The organism is Microbispora sp. CA-135349 (genome assembly GCF_050947365.1).
Taxonomy (GTDB): domain Bacteria; phylum Actinomycetota; class Actinomycetes; order Streptosporangiales; family Streptosporangiaceae; genus Microbispora.
Genome location: NZ_CP192001.1, coordinates 809,819 through 830,050, shown reverse-complemented (window position 1 = coordinate 830,050; position 20,232 = coordinate 809,819). Strand labels below are relative to the sequence as shown.

At 69.6% G+C, this 20,232-nt stretch carries 18 protein-coding genes; 5 read left to right on the top strand and 13 right to left on the bottom strand.

The window, feature by feature from the left end:
- Positions 1–106: 106 nt before the first annotated feature.
- On the top strand, positions 107–982 hold the full coding sequence (locus ACQPZZ_RS04085; RefSeq protein WP_432929070.1) for a DUF6492 family protein: 876 nt from the start codon (positions 107–109) through the stop codon (positions 980–982).
- A 36-nt stretch (positions 983–1,018) separates the two neighbouring features.
- Here the strand turns inward: ACQPZZ_RS04085 and ACQPZZ_RS04080 are convergent, their stop codons facing one another.
- Positions 1,019–2,032, bottom strand: coding sequence for a hypothetical protein (locus ACQPZZ_RS04080; RefSeq protein WP_432929068.1), 1,014 nt, complete (start codon positions 2,030–2,032; stop codon positions 1,019–1,021).
- A gap of 195 nt (positions 2,033–2,227) precedes the next feature.
- On the opposite strand from ACQPZZ_RS04080, the gene ACQPZZ_RS04075 reads away from it, so the two are divergent.
- Complete coding sequence (locus ACQPZZ_RS04075) at positions 2,228–3,400, top strand: acyltransferase family protein (protein ID WP_432929066.1); 1,173 nt, start codon at positions 2,228–2,230, stop codon at positions 3,398–3,400.
- Between the two features lie 79 nt (positions 3,401–3,479).
- Here ACQPZZ_RS04075 and ACQPZZ_RS04070 read toward each other — a convergent pair whose 3' ends face one another.
- Genes ACQPZZ_RS04070 through ACQPZZ_RS04035 form a run of 8 tightly spaced genes read right to left on the bottom strand, consistent with a single transcriptional unit; the run spans position 3,480 to position 11,762 of the window.
- Entirely contained in the window at positions 3,480–4,355 is an 876-nt protein-coding gene (locus ACQPZZ_RS04070) for a glycosyltransferase (protein ID WP_432929064.1), read from the bottom strand.
- 15 nt (positions 4,356–4,370) lie between these two features.
- On the bottom strand, positions 4,371–5,861 hold the full coding sequence (locus tag ACQPZZ_RS04065) for an oligosaccharide flippase family protein (RefSeq protein ID WP_432929062.1): 1,491 nt from the start codon (positions 5,859–5,861) through the stop codon (positions 4,371–4,373).
- A 10-nt stretch (positions 5,862–5,871) separates the two neighbouring features.
- A complete protein-coding gene (locus ACQPZZ_RS04060) occupies positions 5,872–6,861 on the bottom strand; it encodes a hypothetical protein (protein ID WP_432929060.1) in 990 nt (329 codons plus the stop codon).
- A gap of 5 nt (positions 6,862–6,866) precedes the next feature.
- Positions 6,867–8,117, bottom strand: a complete 1,251-nt coding sequence (locus ACQPZZ_RS04055; RefSeq protein ID WP_432929058.1) for a DUF4910 domain-containing protein — start codon at positions 8,115–8,117, stop codon at positions 6,867–6,869.
- A complete protein-coding gene (locus ACQPZZ_RS04050) occupies positions 8,114–9,133 on the bottom strand; it encodes an NAD-dependent epimerase/dehydratase family protein (protein WP_432929056.1) in 1,020 nt (339 codons plus the stop codon). The genes ACQPZZ_RS04055 and ACQPZZ_RS04050 overlap by 4 nt, the downstream gene beginning before the upstream one ends.
- Positions 9,134–9,784 (bottom strand): PIG-L deacetylase family protein, encoded by a 651-nt coding sequence (locus ACQPZZ_RS04045; RefSeq protein ID WP_432929053.1) that lies wholly within the window; start codon positions 9,782–9,784, stop codon positions 9,134–9,136.
- Entirely contained in the window at positions 9,781–10,557 is a 777-nt protein-coding gene (locus ACQPZZ_RS04040) for a sugar phosphate nucleotidyltransferase (RefSeq protein ID WP_432929051.1), read from the bottom strand. The genes ACQPZZ_RS04045 and ACQPZZ_RS04040 overlap by 4 nt, the downstream gene beginning before the upstream one ends.
- On the bottom strand, positions 10,554–11,762 hold the full coding sequence (locus tag ACQPZZ_RS04035) for a class I SAM-dependent methyltransferase (protein ID WP_432929049.1): 1,209 nt from the start codon (positions 11,760–11,762) through the stop codon (positions 10,554–10,556). Before ACQPZZ_RS04035 ends, ACQPZZ_RS04040 begins: the two co-directional genes overlap by 4 nt.
- Before the next feature lie 154 nt (positions 11,763–11,916).
- On the opposite strand from ACQPZZ_RS04035, the gene rfbC reads away from it, so the two are divergent.
- Positions 11,917–12,507, top strand: coding sequence for a dTDP-4-dehydrorhamnose 3,5-epimerase (rfbC, locus tag ACQPZZ_RS04030; RefSeq protein WP_432929047.1), 591 nt, complete (start codon positions 11,917–11,919; stop codon positions 12,505–12,507).
- Here rfbC and rfbD read toward each other — a convergent pair.
- The gene (gene rfbD, locus ACQPZZ_RS04025) at positions 12,489–13,328 is read right to left on the bottom strand and encodes a dTDP-4-dehydrorhamnose reductase (RefSeq protein ID WP_432929045.1); all 840 of its coding nucleotides are present in this window, start codon (positions 13,326–13,328) and stop codon (positions 12,489–12,491) included. The two genes, rfbC and rfbD, sit on opposite strands and share 19 nt — an antisense overlap.
- Positions 13,329–13,340: 12 nt before the next feature.
- Entirely contained in the window at positions 13,341–14,318 is a 978-nt protein-coding gene (gene rfbB, locus ACQPZZ_RS04020) for a dTDP-glucose 4,6-dehydratase (protein WP_432929043.1), read from the bottom strand.
- Between the two features lie 234 nt (positions 14,319–14,552).
- Here rfbB and ACQPZZ_RS04015 point away from each other — a divergent pair, with 234 nt between their 5' ends.
- The gene (locus ACQPZZ_RS04015) at positions 14,553–16,283 is read left to right on the top strand and encodes a DUF4082 domain-containing protein (protein WP_432934278.1); all 1,731 of its coding nucleotides are present in this window, start codon (positions 14,553–14,555) and stop codon (positions 16,281–16,283) included.
- 47 nt (positions 16,284–16,330) lie between these two features.
- On the opposite strand, the gene ACQPZZ_RS04010 is transcribed toward ACQPZZ_RS04015, so the two are convergent.
- Together ACQPZZ_RS04010 and ACQPZZ_RS04005 are read right to left on the bottom strand one after the other, a co-directional pair.
- The gene (locus tag ACQPZZ_RS04010) at positions 16,331–17,395 is read right to left on the bottom strand and encodes a glucose-1-phosphate thymidylyltransferase (RefSeq protein WP_432929041.1); all 1,065 of its coding nucleotides are present in this window, start codon (positions 17,393–17,395) and stop codon (positions 16,331–16,333) included.
- Position 17,396: 1 nt separating this feature from the next.
- A complete protein-coding gene (locus ACQPZZ_RS04005; protein WP_432929039.1) occupies positions 17,397–18,794 on the bottom strand; it encodes a sugar transferase in 1,398 nt (465 codons plus the stop codon).
- 618 nt (positions 18,795–19,412) lie between these two features.
- Between ACQPZZ_RS04005 and ACQPZZ_RS04000 the strand changes: the two genes are divergently transcribed.
- Positions 19,413–20,174: a crotonase/enoyl-CoA hydratase family protein gene (locus tag ACQPZZ_RS04000; RefSeq protein ID WP_432929037.1), complete on the top strand. Its 762-nt coding sequence runs from the start codon at positions 19,413–19,415 to the stop codon at positions 20,172–20,174.
- The last annotated feature ends 58 nt before the right edge of the window (positions 20,175–20,232 follow it).

Below are 20,232 nucleotides of genomic sequence, written 5' to 3'. Positions count from 1 at the left end.
CGTGCGGTCCTACTGACTATCGCACGGAGCCCGTCGTTCTGTTACGGCACCACGGGATAAGTCCGACCAGCCCCTGTAGACGTTTGCGATCCGGAGGTCACGACCGATGCCGAAGCTGGCCGTCATCACCCCGACGTGGAAGCCGGACCGGGACTTCTTCGTGGCCCTGCACCGCTCGTTTCTGCGATTCACCTCCGCGGACACGGTCCATCACGTCATCGTGCCCTGGGCGCACAAATCGCACTTCACGGAATTCGCCGGGCCTCGTTGCCGCATTTGGACCCATTCCGAATTGCTCCCGCGCCGCTACGTCCGCATGCCCGGCGGGGTGTGGATCAACACGCGCCGCCCGTGGCCGCCGGTGCGCGGCTGGGTCATGCAGCAGGCGGCCAAGATCGCCGCAGCGGGCATGGTGGAGGCGGACGCCGTGCTGCTCGCCGACTCCGATGTGGAGTTCGTCCGCCCGGTCGAGGTGGGCGATTTCACCGCGAACGGCGGGCTCACGCTGTTCAGGAAGGAGGGCGCGGTCCACGAGGGGATGGAGCGGCACGTCATCTGGCACCGCGTCGCCCGCGAGCTGCTCGGGCTCCCGGCCGCGCCGCCCCCGCCTCTGAACGACTACGTCGACGCGCTGGTCTTCTGGGACCCCGTACGGGTGCGGGCCATGCAGGCGCGCATCAGCGAGGTCACCGGCATGCCCTGGGCCGACGCCTTCACCTCTCAGCTGCACGTGTCGGAGTTCATCGTCTACGGCGTGTACGCCGACGAGCTCCTCGACGCGGAGGACCGGCCCGCCACCAGCCCCGAGATCTGCCACAGCGCCTACATCAGGACGCCGATGGACCACGAGGCGGCGATGCAGTTCGCCGAGCGCATCGGCCCGGACGCCATCGGCATGATGATCTCGTCGCATTCGCACACGACCGCGTTGGTCAGGGAGGTCGCCGCGCAACGGTGCGCGGAGGTGGCCGCGTCGCGCTGACTTAACCGACCGCCGCCCCCGGCCCCGGGGCGCGGATCAGCCCTTTCGCAGCCCGTTCGGCGATTGCCCCGAGGATCCGTTCTCGGAAGCCCGCAGGCTCATGGCACTGTCGGCGGTGAGGATCGGGTCCATGATGATGACCACCGTCTGGTCGGACTCGTCATCGGCGTCGTCGGTCACGGGCGTGCCGGCAGGAGGCGTGGCGTCGTCGGCGGGCTCGACCGGCGGGTCGGTCCGCGGTGCGGAGGCCCCGGCGACCGCCGCACCGGACGGGGCGGCGAGCGACCCGGCGTCAGCCTGGCCCGCCGTGGGGGCGGGGACGCGCCACTGAGCCGTGGCCGCGCCGAGCATCTCGGGATCCTCACTCCAGCCCGACATCCGCTCGAAACGGTGCTCGCCCGACTCGATCTGCTTGATCCGCTTACGCCTGCCCAGCGCGTAGGCGACGCCGAAGCCGGCGAGCAGTGCGACGGCGAAGGCGCCGGCCGCCGTCTTCCACCGGACGCTCGTCACCCGCTCGGGCGGGGAGATCGGCACCACGTCATTGAGCGAGACGAACGTGGACTTGGGTGCGCCCAGCGCGACCTGCCGGTCGTTGAGTTCCTTGCGGACCCGCGCCTGGACCGCGGCGACCGTTCTGTTGGCCTCGCCGTCGGTGGACGCGACGACCGACACGTAGATGTAGGGCCCGCTGATGTCCAGCAGGTCGGGGTCGGTGCGGCCGTCGTCGACTGTGAGCTCGACCGGCCCGTCCTTGGGCGCGCCGACCTCGCGCCGCAGCTCGGGGGTGTTGATCGCCTGGATCAGGATGGTGGCCGTGGTTTTCAGCCCGTCGCTGAAGCCCAGCAGCGGATTCTGCAACCCGAAGGTCTTGTGCGGGTCGATGGTGGCGCCCCTGGCCGACGTCGTCAGAACCATCAGGGCGCTGGACTGATACTTCACCGGGGTGAAAAAGAACGTTCCCACCGCGATCAGCAACGACACCAGAATCAACGGCGGGCCCACGGTCCTGCGGGTGAGTAAGCCGCTGAGGATCGTCCACAACTCCATGAATGCAGTCCCCCGCCCTAGTGGCGCACCCGGGCGCCCGGGCGGCCCCACATTTCCATCGCCGCCCACAGACAGATCGTTACACGACAACCCTGATGCGTGACGATTCCCGATCGGTGTCCTTATAACAGCGTTACACGGTGACCGTCACCTCCGATAGACCATCGTGGGCCGGGTCGACGAGGAGGGCAACACATGACGGCACCCCCATCGCGGGAACACACCCGGCTGGCCGGCCTTGACGGCATAAGAGGGCTCGCCGCGCTCTTCGTCGTGCTGCATCATTGCTGGCTGACGTCGTTTCCCGGCTTTCCATCAGATAACGGACCATTTTGGGCAGGCTGGCTTCTTTACGGACACTTCGCGGTTGTCGTCTTCATAGTGCTGTCCGGTTTCTCCCTCGCCGTCGGGCCGGCGCGCCGCGATTGGCGACTCGGAGGGGTGGCGAGGTTCGCCCACCGGCGGGCCTGGCGCATCCTGCCGCCGTACTGGACCGCCCTGGTCTACAGCCTGATCGTGGCGTGGACCGTCGTCCCCCAGACGGACGCGGGTCCCCCGACGGCCAAGAGCGTGCTGTTCTACGGGCTGCTCATCCAGGACGTCTTCGGCGCTCCGAGCCCTAACGGGGCCTTCTGGTCCATCGCCGTCGAGGCGCAACTGTACGTCGTCTTCCCCCTGCTCCTCCTGGTGGTGAGGCGTTTCGGCGCGGCCGCGATGATGGCCGCCGTCACGGTGGTCGTGGCCGCCGTCGGAGCGTTGTCTCCCGTGGTGCCGGCCGTGGCCCTCCTGGATCGGTTCACCCCGCAGTTCGCGGCGCTGTTCGCCCTCGGCGCCGTCGCGGCGGGCGTCGTGGGCGGACACTGGCGCGCACCCGCGCCGTGGCTGTCGGCGGTGGCCCTGGCGCCGGTCGTGACGCTGATCGCGGTACGAGGCTCGGTGTGGACCGTGAACCACTACTTCTGGGTCGATCTCGCCCTGGGACCCGCGGTGGGACTCTTCCTGGCGGCGCTGGCCGCGGGCAGGCCCGCGCCGCTGGTCGCGTTCCTCGACACCCGTCCTCTGCGGTCCCTCGGATCGTTCTCCTACAGCCTCTACCTGACCCACGCGCCGCTGGTCGTGGCGCTGCACGCGCTGGTGGTGGCGCCGCACGTGGCGAAGGGCGTCCCGGCCTTCCTGACGATGGTCGCGCTCGCCGTGCCCGCCAGCGTGGCGGTGGCGTGGGGCTTCGCCGCCCTCTTCGAGCTGCCCTTCCAGCGTCACCGCAGCTGGAAGGCCCTGCGTACGGCGATCCTCGGGAGGATCCGGCCGGCACGCGGGGGGACCGCGGCGGCTCCGCGGTACGAGCCGGAGAAGTCGGCCACGCCGTGACGCGGCGATCAGCGGCGCCCGTGCATCAGCGGCGCCCGTGTCATGGTGACGCCCGCCTGATCAGCGGCGTACCGTTCCTTCAGCGACGTACCGTGGCGAGGGCCAGACGCGCCGCCTTGCGGGTCCGGTGGCTCAGCGTCTGGTGCTGGCGGCGGGCGTACATCCGGGCCACCACCCCCCACGCCCGCCTGCGCTGCTCCGGGGTCAGGTCGAGGGTGCGCAGGTGGCGCACCACGGCGGCGAACTGCAGTGTGGTGGCGAAATGCACGGTCCACTGCGGGACGCCCAGCGTCCGGGCGACCTGGGGCAGCCTGCGCAGGCGCAGGCCCCGGTGCGCCAGGACCTCGGGCACGTGACCCCAGGGGCCGGCCAGGGCCAGCATCACGGCGTAGACCTCGTCCTCACGCAGCATGACGGGCCGGGGGACGCGTGCGACGGCCTCCCTCCGCATCATCGCGTACAGGGGGTCGAGCAGCATGTGCTCCTGAGTGTGCACGACCATCATCTCCGTGAACCGGTCGACGGGATCGTCGGAGAGCAGCCCCGTCCCGCGATAGGTCGGCGGCGTCATCGCCTGCCCGTCAGGACCGGTGTAGCGGGTCTGCGAGGTCACCAGGATGAGCCGCTCGTCCTCGGCGAAGACCTCGAGCGACCGTGACACGCAGTGGGGCTCCAGCAGGTCGTCGTCGCCCATCCAGCGGAAGAACGTGCCCCGGGACAGCCGCAGGACCGCCTCGAAGTTGCCGACGACGCCCACGTTCCCCGGCTGGCGGTGATAGACGACGCGGCTGTCCGCCCTGGCCAGCTCCCTGCAGTACTCCTCCGTATGGTCCGTCGAGGCGTTGTCGGAGATGACGAGCTCGATGTCGGCGTGGTCCTGTTCGAGCACGGACCGGACGGCGTCGCCCATCCGGTCGGCTCCGTTGAATACGGGAAGTCCAATGGAGACGAGCATGCACGTCACTCCAGGTCAGGATGTCGGACGAGGTCTCGCGGCCATCCGGGGCAGGCTGCGCAGCCGGTCGACCGGAACGACGATCAGCACATAGACGATCAGGCCCGCGGCGGATCCCAGGCACAGCACGGCGAAGGGGGGCGCGCCGCCCAGCGAGGAGAGCACGCCCAGGACGGCGGCGCCCGACGCGAGGCCGCCCAGGCTCGGCCGCAGGAGAGCGGGGGCGATGGGCGCCACGCGCACACCTGCGGCGCGCAGCCCGAGAACGGCCAGGGGCAGGGCGACGAACAGCGAGGCGGCCGCCTGACCCGCGGCCGCACCCCGGATGCCCTGCAGGTGCGTGCCCACGATCACGGCCGGCACCAGGGCCAGGCCGTAACCGACGTTGATCCAGACGGTCAGCGCGGTGGCGCCCTGACCGTTGAGGATGTCCAGGGCGAACGACGTCAGCATCCGCACCACCATCACCACGGCGAGGAAGCGCAGGACGCCGGAGGCCTGGTCCCATTTCGGGCCGTACAGAAAGGCCACGAGCGGATGCGCCAGCAACCCCATGATGATCGCCAGGGGCAGCACACCCGAGTACAACAGGGGCACCGACCTCTGGACGCCCTTCGAGAGGGTGCCGGACTCCTGCTCGGCCAGCCGGGAGAAGCCCGCGACGGACACCGTGCGGATGGCCGTCCCGATCAGTCCGGGCACCCAGCTCGACACGTTGAAAGCCAGCAGGTAGTAGCCGAGCGGCTGGGTGCCCAGGATGTTGCCCACGATGATGTAGCCGACGTTGAGGAGCACGGCCTCCAGCCCGATGCCGGCCGCCGACGGGATGCCGAAACGCAGCAGCCTGCGGGCGATCGCGCGGTCGAAGCCGATCCGGAACGGCATGCGCGCGATCCGGAGCACGATGATCCCGGTGACCACCGCCTGGACGACCTGTCCCCAGGCGAAGCTGAACGGCCCGGCTCCTTCGGCGGCCAGCATGATCGCGACGACGGCGTTGGCGGCGAACCCGGCCAGGACCGCCATGCTGTTGTGGGCCTGCTGGAACCGGCGCAGCAGCGCCGCGCTCCTGACCGCCGTGACGGCCTCGACCAGGATGACGGCGGTGAGGAGCCGGACGACGGGCGTGGCCTCGGGACTCCCGGCGTACGCGGCGTAGAGGGGCGCGATCGTCCAGAACACCCCGTACAGCGTCGTCGCGGAGATCAGGTTGAGCAGGGTCGCGGTGGGCGCCATCTCCTCCAGCGACCCTCGCCACTGGATGGTCGCCATCATGATGCCCAGGTCCTTGACCACCATCACGAAGGAGGTCGCGGCCAGGGCGACCGCGTAGACGCCGAAGTCCGTCTCGGACAGCAGCCTGGCGAGGATCAGCCCCATGACGAAGGACCCCGCCTTCATCACGAGGTTGCCGAGCAGGCTCCACCCGAACCCGCGACCGGCCTTCTCTCCGATGCTGCGCGGGTCGGCCGGGGCCTCCGTCACCGTGGCGTTCTCCTGCTCCACATCGGACCCCTCACGCTATGTCCGGCTCGGTGAGCCGTTCGAGCCAGATCTCCCGCCAGAACGGCGCGAACTCTCGTGGGCAGTTCGTTTTGTACAGCCCTTTGCAGACGACGTCCTCCAGAAGAATGCAAGGGTTCTTCATTTGCAACATCTGGCCGGTCTTCTCGTCCAGGCACCGCTCCACCCGCGCCTGCACTCTGGCCGTTTTGCCGCACCAGTGCGCCATCTCCTCCTCGAAGCCCAGGCCACGGTTCTTCCGGTCGGGGCCGAGAGTGGCGATGATCTCCGCCTTCGATTTGATGCGCACCAGTTCGCCCGGTTCGAGGTCGAGAGTCCCCGACGGGGTCCTCTTATTCGGCCCAGGACCGACCCAGCCCCAGGTGAGCCCCCCTCTGATCCATAATCGGCGCGGCAGGCGGCGCCTGCTGAAATTCTGATAGCGGTCGAAAAGCCCGAAGAAGACGGTGCGCACGGTCTCCCAGACGGTCGCGTTGCCGGTCCTGACGTCGGTGACGTACTGACCGGCGTCACGGAACGGCAGGCATACGGGCGCCGCACGCAACAGCTCCGTCGCCTGGCACGAGTACCGCACCTCGCCCTCCGGCGCCGGCTCCTTGAACGAGTTCTTCACCAGCAGCGGCAGCAGGACGCCCGGCGAGGCGGCCGGTTCCACGGCGGAGGCGTCCGCCACCTTCTTCAGCCAGGCGGTCTTCCAATAGATCGAGCAGAACGTCTGGCACCCGCCGTGCCCCGACCCGTCACACCTGGCCCCTTCCAAGTACACGGCGTCGTCCATACGGCGCATGCCGGACTGCGTCATGGTGTCGCAGAGCTTGTGCGCCACCTTTTTCACCACCATGTGCTTACCGCAGAACGGGAGCATCTCCGGCATGAAGGGCAGCCCGTCGAGCTCTCCGCGTTCGTCCAGGGTGGCGAGAATCTCCTCCTCGCCGAGGACCTCCACGAGGTCCCCGACCCGCAGGGTGAGCGCTTGTGTCATAACGACTACTCCTTCAGCAGGCCCGCGGCCAGCAACGACCGCGCGGCGGCGGCTACGGCGGGAAACGGCAGCGTGGATCGTTCCGCGATGTCCAGCAGGCTGTGCTCGCCGTCCGACAGGTTGAGCACCCACAACATCGCCATCTGCGCCTGTTTCGCGTCGCTGCGGCCGCCGACGGAGTCGTACAGGCCCCGCCGTCCGAGCTGCGGCTCCCCGTACGGGCTGGTGTTGTGGTACCTGCGGTTGCGCTCCAGGACGCCGACGGCCTCCCAGAGCACCTCCAGCGTCTCCTCCATCGCCTCGGGCGCGACGAAGCCGGGATCGTCGCCCGACGTGTGGTACTCGGGATAACCCGCGTACGGCGTCCTGGTCAGCGATCCGACCCCGAGGTCGAACCCTGGCGAGCAGTACTGGCGCTCGTCGTAACCGTAGGGAGTGAAGTCGACGATCTCGTGCCGCCTCCCGCGCAGCACGTACGACATCACCTGGTCGATCTCCGCGTTCCCGCGCCTGCTGCGCTTGTAGGTGAGCGCCCCCCGGTCTCCCGCGCAGGCCAGGGTGAGACCGTGCTTCACACGTTCCACCCGGTTGCGCGCCAGCCAGGTGATCGCCCCGATGGTGCCGGGCGCCATGATGAACCGGTAGGTGTACCAGGGGTCGGTGATCCGCCGGGCGAGGGCGACCGCCACGGCGATGCCCGCCAGGTTGTCGTTGGCCAGGGACGGATGGCACACGTGCGTGGAGACGATGACCTCGTCCTCCACCCGGCCCGGGATCACGTGCTCCGCGTAGGTGAGATGACCCGGCTCCAGGGTGGAGTCGATCAGCACCTCGTAGGGCCCCTCCCCCATCTCGGCCAGCGTGCTCGCCCTGAGACAGAATCCCCAGGTCTCGGCGTAGTAGCTGGTCCGGTAGGGGATCAGGTCGGGCTGTTCCGGCAGTGTGTGCAGATGCGGACGGAGCTCCTCGAGCGTGAGGGTGGCGGACACCGGGACGCTGTAGCCCACCACGTGGAGGTTGGAGTCGGCGAAGTCGACGACGCGCCGGCCCTCCGGATCCTTGATGTAGGCGTCCCGGATGTTCCACTCGTTCGGGATCGTCCAGTCGAGCACCTGGGTTCCGGTGGGCACCTCCGAGATCCGCAGCGGCAGGTGCTCGCCGACGACGCGAAGCGTCTCCCGCACGCCGTCACCCGTGATGCTCCTGCACAGCGGGTACAGCCGCGCCACGAGGGCGTGCATCTCCTCGCCGGTCATGGCCTGAGCGTCTCGTCGATCGTGCCGGCCGCCCTGCGCCGCGACAGCCACGCGAGGCGCGTGAAGCGCTCAGCGAAGTCCCCGGCGGTCAGCCCGTGCGCCTGGTAGGCGTCGTACAGCTCGACGGCGCCGTCCTTGACCGTCCACCGGGCGGCGTAGCCGGGCAGCGCGGCCCTGATCCTGGAGAAGTCGACGCGGTAGGAACGGGGATCGGCGCCGGTCTCGCCGGTTATCACCAGCGTGGCGCCCGGGACCACCTCGACCACGTGCTGCGCGATCTCGGCGACGGTCACGTTGTTCAGCTCGGTGCCGACGTTGAACGCCCTGGCGTGCACGGCCTCGCGCGGGGCGACCAGGGCGGCGGCGAAGGCGTCGGCGATGTCGGCCACGTGGACGAGCGGCCGCCACGGCGTGCCGTCGGACAGCACCCGCACCTCCCCCGTCAGGAAGGCGTGCCCGACCAGGTTGTTGAGCACGATGTCCGCCCGGAGCCGGGGCGAGAACCCGAACGCCGTGGCGTTGCGGAGGAACACCGGCGTGAAGTCCCCATCAGCCAGGTCGACCAGGTCCTCCTCCACCCGCACCTTCGACTCCGCGTAGGGCGTCACCGGCCGCAGCGGCGCGTCCTCGGTGAGCAGATCCTCGCCGCCCGACGCGCCGTACACCGAACACGTGGACGCGTACAGGAACCGCCGGACGCCGGCCTCCTTGGCCAGCCGCGCCAGGCGGGTCGAGGCGTGCTGGTTGATGTCGTACGTCAACGCGGGCGCGAGCGCGCCCAGCGGGTCGTTCGACAGGGCGGCGAGGTGGATCACCGCGTCGAAACCCGCGAGATGCTCGGGACGCACGTCGCGCAGATCCACCGCCGGTCCCGCGGGGTCCTTCGGGAACGGTCCGAGCACGCATTCGGCGAACAGTCCCGAGTCGAGGCCGGCCACCTCGTGGCCGGCCTCGGTCAGAACCGGCGCCATCACGCTCCCGAGGTAGCCCGTGTGCCCGGTCAGCAGTACCCGCATCTAGTTCTCCAGTCGAAGGGTGAGCTTGTTCACGTGGAAGGCCTCCGCGTAGCGGGCCTGGCACTCGATGCCGCGGATGCGTGCCAGCCCCAGGAACGCCTCCCGGTCGTACCACGGCCGGTGCCGCTGGGACGGGTAGTGCCGCTGGAGCAGGCTCACCTTCGCCTCCGCGATCTCCTCGTCCAGCGGCTGGTACGCCGAGGGTCTGCCGAGGTCGCCGTCCCACTTGACGATCTCGTAGCCGAGCACGAGATGGTCGCGGAAGGCCGTGGGGACCAGCGTGGCCAGGCCGCGGTGATCCTGGTGGGCGTCGCCGGTCCACGGCGCGAAGACCAGGTCGGGATCGGTCGCCGCCCGCAGCTCCTCCACGGCCGACTTGGCCTCTTCCCAGTGGGCCGGGAACCTGCCGTCGGGCAGCTTCAGGACCCTGAGCCGCAGGTCCGCTCCCGGGCAGAAGGCGGCGAGCGCGGCACGCTCCTCGTCCTCCCGCGCCGTGCCGCCGCCGGACAGCACCAGGGCGTCGACCCGGACGCCGGGATGGGCGGAGCAGACGGTGAGCAGGCTGCCGCCGGCGCCGATCGGGATGTCGTCGCAGTGCGCGCCCAGGGCGACGATCCTGGTAATCGGCGACGCGGCCCGCAGGCCGATCACGCGTGCTCCCACAGCGCCCACGGGCGGTTCCCGCGTGAGTACGCCTCGTCGAGGGCGAGCCGCTCCTTGACCGTGTCGGTCGGCCGCCAGTATCCCCGGTAGGGGTAGGCGAGCAACCGGCCTCGCTTGGCCAGTTCCGCGCAGCCGTCGCCCACCAGGTCGCCGTTCTCCGGGATGTGGTCGAAGATCTCCTGCCGCAGGACGAAGTAGCCGCCGTTGATCCACAGCGGCATCTCGCTCACCGGGGTGATGCCGCCGACCCTGCCGCCCTCTCCCATGTCGATGCAGTGGAAGGTCTCGGCGGGCGGAACCACCATCATCGACGCCCCGGCGTCGGAGCGCCGGAAACGCTCGATGATCTCCGGCAACGGCGCGTCGGTGAGCACGTCGGCGTAGTTCGCCAGGAACATCTCCTCACCGTCGAGGTGATCGCGCACCCGGCGCAGCCGCTCCCCGATGGGCGAGTCGACCCCGGTGGTCACGAAGGAGATCGACCAGTCGGAGATGTCCGTCGACAGCAACTCGACCTGCCCGCCCCGCAGGACGAAGTCGTTGGAGGTCGTCTCCTGGTAGTTGAGGAAGAAGTCCTTGATGTGGTGGGCGCCGAAGCCGAGACACAGGATGAACTCGGTGTGCCCGAAATGGGCGTAGTAGCGCATCACATGCCAGATGAGCGGACGAGGTCCCACGAGTTGCATCGGCTTCGGCACGTCACCGGGGATGCCGCTGCGCATCCGCGTGCCGTACCCGCCGCAGAAAAGCACGACCTTCACGAGACGATCTCCAGGGTTGGGATGGGGAAAACGAGCTTTCCTCCCCACCGATGGACGTAGGACAGCTGCTCGGTGAGCTCGGCCCGCAGGTTCCAGGGCAGAACCAGCACGTAGTCCGGGCGGTCGGCGGCGATCCGCTCCGGCGGGAGGATCGGGATCCTGGCGCCCGGAGTGAACTTGCCGTGCTTGTAGGGATTTCTGTCGACCGTGTAGGCCAGCAGGTCGGGCCGGACGCCGCAGTGGTTCAGCAGCGTGTTGCCCTTGCCCGGCGCGCCGTACCCGACGACCGTCTGCCCCGCGTCGGCGGCGTCGATCAGGAAGCGCAGCAGGTCACGCCTGACCCGAGCCACCCGGTCCGCGAACTGGGTGTAACCGGACAGGTCGAGCAGGCCCGCGGCCTTCTCCGACGCGATCACGTCGTCCACCCGCCGTCCCGGCCGGCCCGAGGGCCGCGCCCACAGCCGGATCGATCCGCCGTGCGTGGGCAGCATCTCGACGTCGACCAGGACGAGCCCGCCGGCGGCCAGCGCCCGCTGCGCGGACGCGACCGTGTAGTACTGGAAGTGCTCGTGGTAGATGGTGTCGTACTGGTTCAGCTCGATGAGGGTGAGCAGGTGCTGCACCTCGATCGAGACCCAGCCGTCGTCGGCGACCAGAGCGCGCAGCCCCTTCGTGAACCCGATGAGGTCGGGGATGTGCGCGTAGACGTTGTTCGCCACCACCAGGTCGGCGGGACCGTGCTCCGCGCGGACCGCGGCGCCCGTCTCCGGGGTGAGGAACGCGGTGAGGGTGGGCACGCCCTTGTCGCGCGCCGCCTGCCCCACGTTGGCCGACGGCTCGATGCCCAGGCACCGCACCCCACGCTCGACCACGTGCCGCAGCAGGTACCCGTCGTTGCTGGCGACCTCGACGACGAAGGACGGGCGGATGCGCCCCATCGCGTCCGTGACGAACCGCTGCGCGTGCTCCACCCATGAGGTGGAATATGACGAAAAATAGGCGTACTCGGTGAAAGTCTCCTCAGGCGTGATGAGGGGCGGAATCTGGGCGAGCCAGCAGTCGGTGCACACCCGCAGGTGCAGCGGATAGGTGACCTCGGGCTCGGTGAGCCGCTCCGCGCTGAGAAACAGCTCGCAGGGCGGCGTCGCTCCCAGGTCGACCACCCCGACAAGGCTGCCCGAGCCGCACAACCGGCATTGTGCCATCATGCTCCCCGAATCGGTCGTTCGACTGAGTTGGCCGTTGAGACGCGTCGGGTACAGCCGCGATTCACTGTCCCCGCCCCTCGACCCACCAGCGGTAATTCGGCGCATTCGTGTCCTGCGTTACAAGGCGTCCATCACGTGGCAGGCTTCCCTCATGGATCCCCTCAGCATTTCGGGCGTTTGGCTGCACACACCGCAGATCCATGCCGATGCGCGCGGTTCGTTCTTCGAGGCTTTTCGGATGGCCGATTTGAACGCGGCAACCGGTCATCGGATGGAACTGGCACAGATGAACTGCTCCGTTTCCACGAAGGGAGTGCTGCGCGGCATCCACTTCGCCGATGTCCCGCCCGGCCAGGCGAAGTACGTGACGTGCGTTTCCGGCGCGATCCTCGATGTGGTCGTCGACCTGCGTGTGGGCTCGCCCACCTTTCTGCGGTGGGAAAGCGTGCGCCTGGACGAGAAATCGCGGCGCGGCCTGTTTATCGCGGAGGGGCTCGGACACGGTTTTCTCGTGCTCAGTGAACGGGCCACGGTGACATATCTGTGCTCGACGCCGTACACGCCCTCCCGTGAGCACGGGGTCCACGCTTTCGACCCCTCGATCGGCGTCGACTGGCGGGTGGAGGACGCTCCCATCCTTTCGGAGCGGGACGCCGCCCAGCCGTCGGTGAAGGAGCTGCTGGAGGCCGGGGCTCTTCCCGTCCACTCGGAGTGTCAGGCGTTCTACGCCTCGCTGAGATAGGGCCAGGCCGCGCGCAGGGCGGCCCGCCAGTCTCTGATGGGGGAAATGCCGGTGGCCGTCCATCCGCCGTGGCCGAGGACGCTGCTGGCCGGCCGCGGCGCCGGTCTGGGAAATTCGGCCGTGGTGACGGGCGTGACACGGTCCGGGTCCGCTCCGGCCAGCTCGAAGACCTCCCGTGCCAGGCCGTACCAGCTCGTGCTGCCGCTGCTGGTCGCGTGGTAGACGCCCGGCGGAGCGCCCGCCGTCACCAGGCGGAACAGCTGCGCGGCCAGGTCGGCGGTCCAGGTGGGCTGGCCGACCTGGTCCGCCACGACCCGGACGGCGCCGTCGCCGGCCGCGAGCCTCGTCATCGTCCTGACGAAGTTCGGGCCGCCTATCCCGTAGAGCCACGCCGTCCGCACGACCGTTCCGCCGTGGGCGAGCGCCGCGCGTTCCCCGGCGAGCTTGGTGCGCCCGTAGGCGGACACCGGCGCCGGTTCCGCGTCCTCGGGATACGGCTCGGCCGCCCTGCCGTCGAAGACGTAGTCCGTGGACAGCTGCACGAGCCGCTCCCGGCATGCCGCGGCCAGATCGCCGACCGCGTGACCGTTCACCGCGAGGGCCTCCTCCTCACGCGTCTCCGCGTCGTCGACGGCCGTCCAGCCCGCACAGTTGACGACCACGTCGGGGGCGGCGTCACGCACGGCGGCGGCCACCGCCCCCGCGTCCCGCACGTCGAGCTCGGACCGCGTCGGCGCGACGACCGTCTCGCCCTCCTCCCGCAGCAGCGCGACCAGATCCGTGCCCAGCAATCCGCCCGCGCCCGTCACCAGCCATCTCATGGTTCCTCCAGATCAGGCCGGCCGGTGTTCCCCGCGCAACGGCTTCCACCACGAGGGATTGTCCTTGTACCACTCGACGGTCGCCGCCAGGCCCTCCTCGAAGCCCACTTGCGGCGCGTAGCCGAGGCTCCGCAGTTTGCCGTCGTCCAGGGAGTAACGGCGATCATGACCCTTGCGGTCCGGCACCCTGCGGATCCGGTCCGCGGGCAGACCGAGGGCCTCCAGAAGACGCATGGTCAGCTCGAGATTGGTCAGCTCCGCCGTGCCGGCTATGTGGTAGATCTCACCGGGCCCGCCGATCTCGGCCACGCGCTGGATCCCGCGGCAGTGGTCCGACACGTGGATCCAGTCGCGTACGTTGCCGCCGTCGCCGTACAGCGGGACGGAGCCCCCCTCGATCAGGGTCGTGACGAACAGCGGGATGACTTTTTCCGGGTATTGGTAGGGGCCGTAGTTGTTGCCGCACCTGGTGATCGACACGGGCAACCCGTGGGTGATCGCGTAGGCGCGGGCGATCAGGTCGCCGCCCGCCTTCGACGCCGCGTACGGCGAGCGAGGCGCCAGTGGAGCGTCCTCGTCCCAGGAGCCGGTCTCGATCGAGCCGTACACCTCGTCCGTCGAGACGTGCACCACGCGCCGGACGCCGGCCGCCAGGCACGTCTCCATGAGCGTCTGCGTGCCGAGCACGTTCGTCCTGACGAAGTCCGCCGCCCCCTCGATGGAGCGATCCACGTGCGACTCGGCCGCGAAGTGGATCACGACGTCATGGCCGGGGACAACGTCGGCCAGCAGCGCGCCGTCGCACACGTCACCCTTGACGAACGTGTAGCGCCCCTCGACGGGTGCGAGATTGGCCAGGTTGCCCGCGTAGGTGAGGTTGTCCAGGACGGTGACGGACGCCCCCTGGAAGGCCGGGTAGCCGCCGGCGATTACGGTGCGAACATAATGCGAACCGATAAAGCCGGCACCGCCGGTAACGAGGAGTTTCACGAGACGATCAACACCCACTTCGAAGTTCTGCGGATAAAAGTCGGCAAAACCGATGCGACCCTGTTACCACTCCGGTAACAATATCCCCGCGCTAGTACCCATAGAACCATCAAACCGGGCGAATACACGATCACCACCCAGGGACGGAGTTCGGCCATGGTCCATTCGGTCAGGGGCCACAGCGAAAGAGAAGGCCGCCCACGCCGGGGCCGCCGCGTCGGGGTGACCGTGGCGATGCCCCTCCTGCTGGTCGTGGCGGCCGTCCCCGCTGTCTGGATCATCACGCGAGACGGGAGGACACAGGCGCCGCCGCCCGCGGCGGCGACCACCACGCCCGTGGCGACGCCCAAGCTCCGTGAGGTCAGCTTCTGGACGCCGGCGACGAAGCTGGCGGTGCCCGTGCACGCCGACCGTACGCCGGTGGAACTCGGCTCCCGGTTCACTGTGGCGGAGGACGGCTGGATCGCCGGCGTCCGCTTCTACAAGGCGACGGGCGAGAAAGGCCGGCACGTCGGCAGCCTCTGGGACGCCGACGGCAGGAGGCTCGCCACCGCCACCTTCGCCCGGGAGACCCCGAGCGGATGGCAGGAGGTGCGTTTCGACGCCCCCGTCCGGGTCCGGGCCCGCGAGACGTACACGGTCTCCTATCACAGCGAGCACGGCACGTACGTGGCCAGGCCCCTGCGTGACGGCAGAGCGCCGCGCTCGGGCCCGCTGACCGCCGTGCCGAAGGGGACCGGCGTGTACCAGTACGGCGACGGCGCGTTCCCCCACCACTCGAACCCGCGGAACTTCCACTACTTCGTGGACCCGATCTACCGCTGGTGGTGGCGGCCCCGGCCGACACCACCCTCCCGGCCGACGCCGCCCTCCTCGCCGGCTGTCACCCGGTCTCCCGTGCCGGCCACGGAACCGGCGCGCACTCCGTCGCCGTCCCGGGCGGCGACCCCGGAGGTCAGTCCCGCCGTGGAGGTTCCCACACTCGGGCCCACGCTCACGCGGCGGCCCCAGACCCCCACGCCCGGCGAGACGGGACAGAGCCCCTCCCCTGCGCCGACGGTCACGGAGAGCCCGGCGCATCCCACGCCGACCCGGTCCCGGACCACGGCGCCCCAGACCACGGCCCCTCAGACCACGGCGCCCCAGACCACCGCGCCCCAGACCACCGCGCCCCAGACCACTGGCGCCCCGGGCACGGGCGGCACGGCGTGCTCGGGTTACCCCACTCCGGCGTGTACGGGCGTGCCCAAGGGCAGGCAGCTGAAGACGCTCCCGGCCGATTTCCACGGTGCTTATCGGGTGACGCAGGACGGGACGGTGCTGGACGGCGTGCACGTCCCCGGCACACTCCTGATCACCGCCAGGAACGTCACGGTGAAGAACAGCCTCATCGACGGCGACGTGAAAAACGACTACGACGGCAAGATCTACCCCTTCACGATCAGTGACTCCACCGTCGGCCCCGAACACGGCTGCAACCAGAGCGTCGGCATCTGGAGCGCCCAGTTCACCGCCACCCGCGTCCACGTCCGCAACCACAGCGACGGCTTCAGCGTCTCGGGCGACGACGTCGTCATCCGCGACTCCTACGTCGTGCTCTGCTCACGCCCCGGCGACCACTCCGACGGCATCCAGACCGTCGGCGCCGGCCACGGCCTGATCTTCGACCACAACACCGTCGACCAGCGCTACGCCCCCCAGCACACCGCACCGGTCTTCCTCGTCGACGCCAACACCGGCGTCCAGGTCACGAACAACCTGCTCGTCGGCGGCACCTACACCATCAGGGTCAGAGCCGCCCGCGGCGCCGTCGTCCGCGGCAACGCCGTCGTCGACAGATCCTGGGACTACGGCCCCTCCGACTCCGACTGCCCCACCACGAACTGGACGGGCAACCGGCTGGTCACCATCGACGACGACTACAACGTGACCTCCGTCGTGAAGGACCTCTCCTGCCAGGGTTAGGAACGCACGAGGCCGGGGCCACCACAAGGGTCGGGAGCCGGCGACGGTCAGGAGCTGATCTGGACCCTGCTGTGGTCTCCCAGCACCAGGCGGTGCGCCCTCGGGGTCTCGGGTGCCGGGGTGACCTCGACGTCATGCCCGATCAGTGAGGCCTCGATCCGGCGCACCCCTTGAATGGATGCGCGGGACAACACGATCGAATACTCGATCTCGCTCCCGCTCACCACGCAGTCCGCGCCGATGGAGGTGAACGGGCCGACGTACGAGCCGCTGATGACGGTCCCCGCGCCGATCACCACCGGTCCGACGACGCGCGAGCGGCGTACGGACGCGCCGGCCTCCACCACGACCCGGCCGATGATTTCACAGTCCTCGACGTCCCCGTCGATCCGGGGCTCCGACGACTCCAGCACGAGGCGGTTCACCTCGAGCATGTCGGCGACGTTCCCGGTGTCCTTCCAGTAGCCCGAGATGACCGACGGCTCGACATCGTGGCCGGAGTCGATGAGCCACTGGATGGCGTCGGTGATCTCCAGCTCACCCCGCCAGGACGGTTTGAGCTCCGCCACCGCGTCGTGGATCGCCGGGGTGAACAGATAGACGCCGACCAGGGCGAGGTCGCTCTTCGGTTCACGCGGCTTCTCCTCCAGACCGACGACCCGGCCGTTCGCGTCGAGTTCCGCGACGCCGAACTGCCGGGGGTCGGACACCCGGGTCAGCATGATCTGCGCACTGGGCCGCCGCGCCCGGAAGCGCTCGACCAGACCCTCGATCCCGCCCACGATGAAGTTGTCGCCCAGATACATGACGAAGTCGTCGTCGCCGAGGTAGTCGCGGGCGATCAGCACGGCGTGCGCGAGCCCGAGCGGCGCCTCCTGGCGGAGATAGGTGGCCTGCAGGCCGAACCGGGAGCCGTCGCCAACCGCCGCTTCGATCTCGGCGTGCGTGTCGCCGACGACGATGCCGACCTCGCGGATGCCGGCCTCGGCGATCGACTCCAGGCCGTAGAACAGCACCGGCTTGTTGGCCACCGGCACCAGTTGTTTGGCCTGCGTGTGCGTGATGGGGCGCAGACGGGTTCCGGAGCCGCCTGCGAGGACGAGGGCCTTCACGTCAGTACGCCCCGTCGCCGCGGGTGACAGCCGACCACGTCTTCCACAGCACCTGCAGGTCGAGCATGAGCGACCAGTTCTCCACATAGCGCAGGTCGAGCCGGACCGACTCGTCCCAGGACAGGTCGGACCTGCCGCTGACCTGCCACAGGCCGGTCATGCCCGGTTTGACGACCAGGCGGCGGCGCACGTCCACGCCGTACCGCTCGACCTCGGCCGGCAGCGGCGGACGCGGACCGACGAGGGACATCTCACCCCGCAGCACGTTGATGAGCTGGGGAAACTCGTCGAGCGAGTAACGGCGCAGGACAGTCCCCACCCGGGTGATCCTTGGATCGTTCCTAATTTTGAACAACACCCCGTCCGATTCGTTCTCCTCAAGGAGGACCTGCCGCAGCTTCTCCGCGTCCGCCACCATCGTCCTGAACTTGAGCACCTCGAACTCGCGGCCGTGCCGGCCGACCCGGGTCTGGCGGAAGAGCGCGGGCCCGGGGCTGGTCAGGCGGATCGCGACCGCGATCGCGAGCATCGGCACCGCCGCGATCGCCAGCACGACCGCGGCGACCACCCTGTCGAACACGCTCTTCACGAGCTGGCCCGTGCCGTCGAGGTCGGGGTGCTGCACGTGGAGCAGGGGCATCCCGGCGACCGGCCGCACGCTCACCCGGGGGCCCGCGACGTCCATGAGCGCCGGAGCGACGAACAGCTCGGCGCCCCTCGACTCGATGCCCCACGCGAGGCGGCGCAGCGCCGCGCCGTCCAGCTCGGGGCAGGCCAGTACGGCCACCGCGTCGGCGGACACCTCGTCGACGACCGCCGGCACCTCGCCGAAGTTCCCGAGCACGGGGATGTCGTCGACGTCGAGCCGCTGGCTGCGGTCCTGCGCGTTCGGCAGGCACGCCGCGACGACCCTCATCCCGTGGTACGGCTGCCGCCGCAACTGCATGACCAGGTCGAGAACGGCCGCGCCGTGCCCGACCGCGACGACCCTGCGCATGTACTCGCCCCGGGACCGGGACCGGTGCAGGCGCTTGCGCATCCGGTGGCGGAACACCAGCGTGACGAACGTCGCGAGCGGCACCATGGCCATGACGTAGCTTCTGGCCACGGTGGTCTGCGTGACGTACGCCCCGATCGCGACCGTCGCCACGAGTCCGAAGCCGCCCTGCGCGACGGCCCGGAACTCCTCCGTCCCCTCGCCGTGCGCACTCCTGCGGTAGCTGCCGACCAGGCTCATGACGCCGGGCCACAGGACGGTCAGGGTGACGCCGAAGATCAGATCAACCACGGGAATGAACGCACCCAGCGCGAGCCGAGTCCCCTCGACCGCGCCGAACGCGAGAACGGAGCACGCCAGATCACCGGCCACGAGCAGCCTGAAGTAGACCGCCGTCGCCATGCTGGTGTATTTCCGCTGCCCAACACCCGCGGGGACAGTTCGCGTCTGGGTCGGCCCCAACCGCGTCTCCATCAATCACGCCCCTAGGTCGCGTCTGACAAACCAAGCCCTGCCGCGCGGGGCCCGGGCGGCGCCTCGCTGCGTTCTCGTCACCGGACGGAGGCTCCGCTCCGCCCTCCTCCTCGGCCTTGCGATGCGTCCACCCGGATCCGCGCTCGCGACGGGAAGCATTTGACAGACACTCCTCAGTCGCCGGACTTTGCAGAATTGACGCCTGTTCCGTCACACAGGTTGACGCGGAGCACACGGTTTCATGGCCTGGCACCCGACTCTGATATTAAAGAGCGCCTCTTCCGTTAGGAACGACGATCGTCTGTCCACATTCGGCCGCATTGGAACTATCCAAATGACTTGACGGGAACGGTCCAATGATGCCATCTTTAGCGACTTTCCGAATATTGACGCCATAGATATGGCGATTCCCGCCCGGCCGAAATCGCCGATTCACGGTGGGTGGTTAGATATGGGGTGTTTCGCCCATTGCGTCCTCGTATAGGCGGTGCCGCTGTCCACGGAGCGTGCATGCCGTTCGGCACGGGCCGGAATACAGTCGGCGTCATGTCCGTACGCGTGGACCGGGACGGCCCGGTCACGATCGTGATCCTGTCCCGCCCCGATGTCCGCAACGCCGTCGACGGGGCCACCGCCGCCGCCCTGGCCGGGGCGTTCCGCGCGTTCGACGCCGACGAGAGCGCGGCGGTCGCCGTGCTGTGGGGCGAGGGCGGCACGTTCTGCTCCGGCGCGGACCTGCACGCGGTCGGCACCGACAGGGGCAACCGGGTGGAGCCCGACGGCGACGGCCCGATGGGGCCCACCCGCATGCGCCTGTCGAAGCCGGTGATCGCGGCCGTGGAGGGCCACGCCGTCGCCGGCGGGCTCGAACTGGCCGTGTGGTGCGACCTGCGGGTGGCCGCCGAGGACGCGGTCTTCGGCGTCTTCTGCCGGCGGTGGGGCGTGCCGCTGATCGACGGCGGCACGGTGCGCCTGCCGCGCCTGATCGGCACCGGCCGCGCGCTGGACCTCGTCCTGACCGGGCGGCCGGTGCCGGCGCGGGAGGCGCTGGAGATGGGCCTGGTGACCCGGGTGGTGCCGCCGGGCACGGCGCTTGAGGCGGCGAGGGAGCTGGCGCACCGGCTGGCGGCGCTGCCGCAGGCGTGCCTGCGCGGCGACCGGATGTCCGTGCTGGAGCAGGAGGGAACGGCGGAGGGGGAGGCGATGGCCGCCGAGTTCCGGCACGGCCTGGCCACACTGGAGGCGGGACGTCTCGCCGGCGTGGAGCGCTTCCGTGCCGGCCATGGCCGGCACGGCATCCAGGAATAGGGCCCGGCACGGCACCCAGGAATAGGGCCCGGCACGGCACCCGGGAAGAGGACCCGGG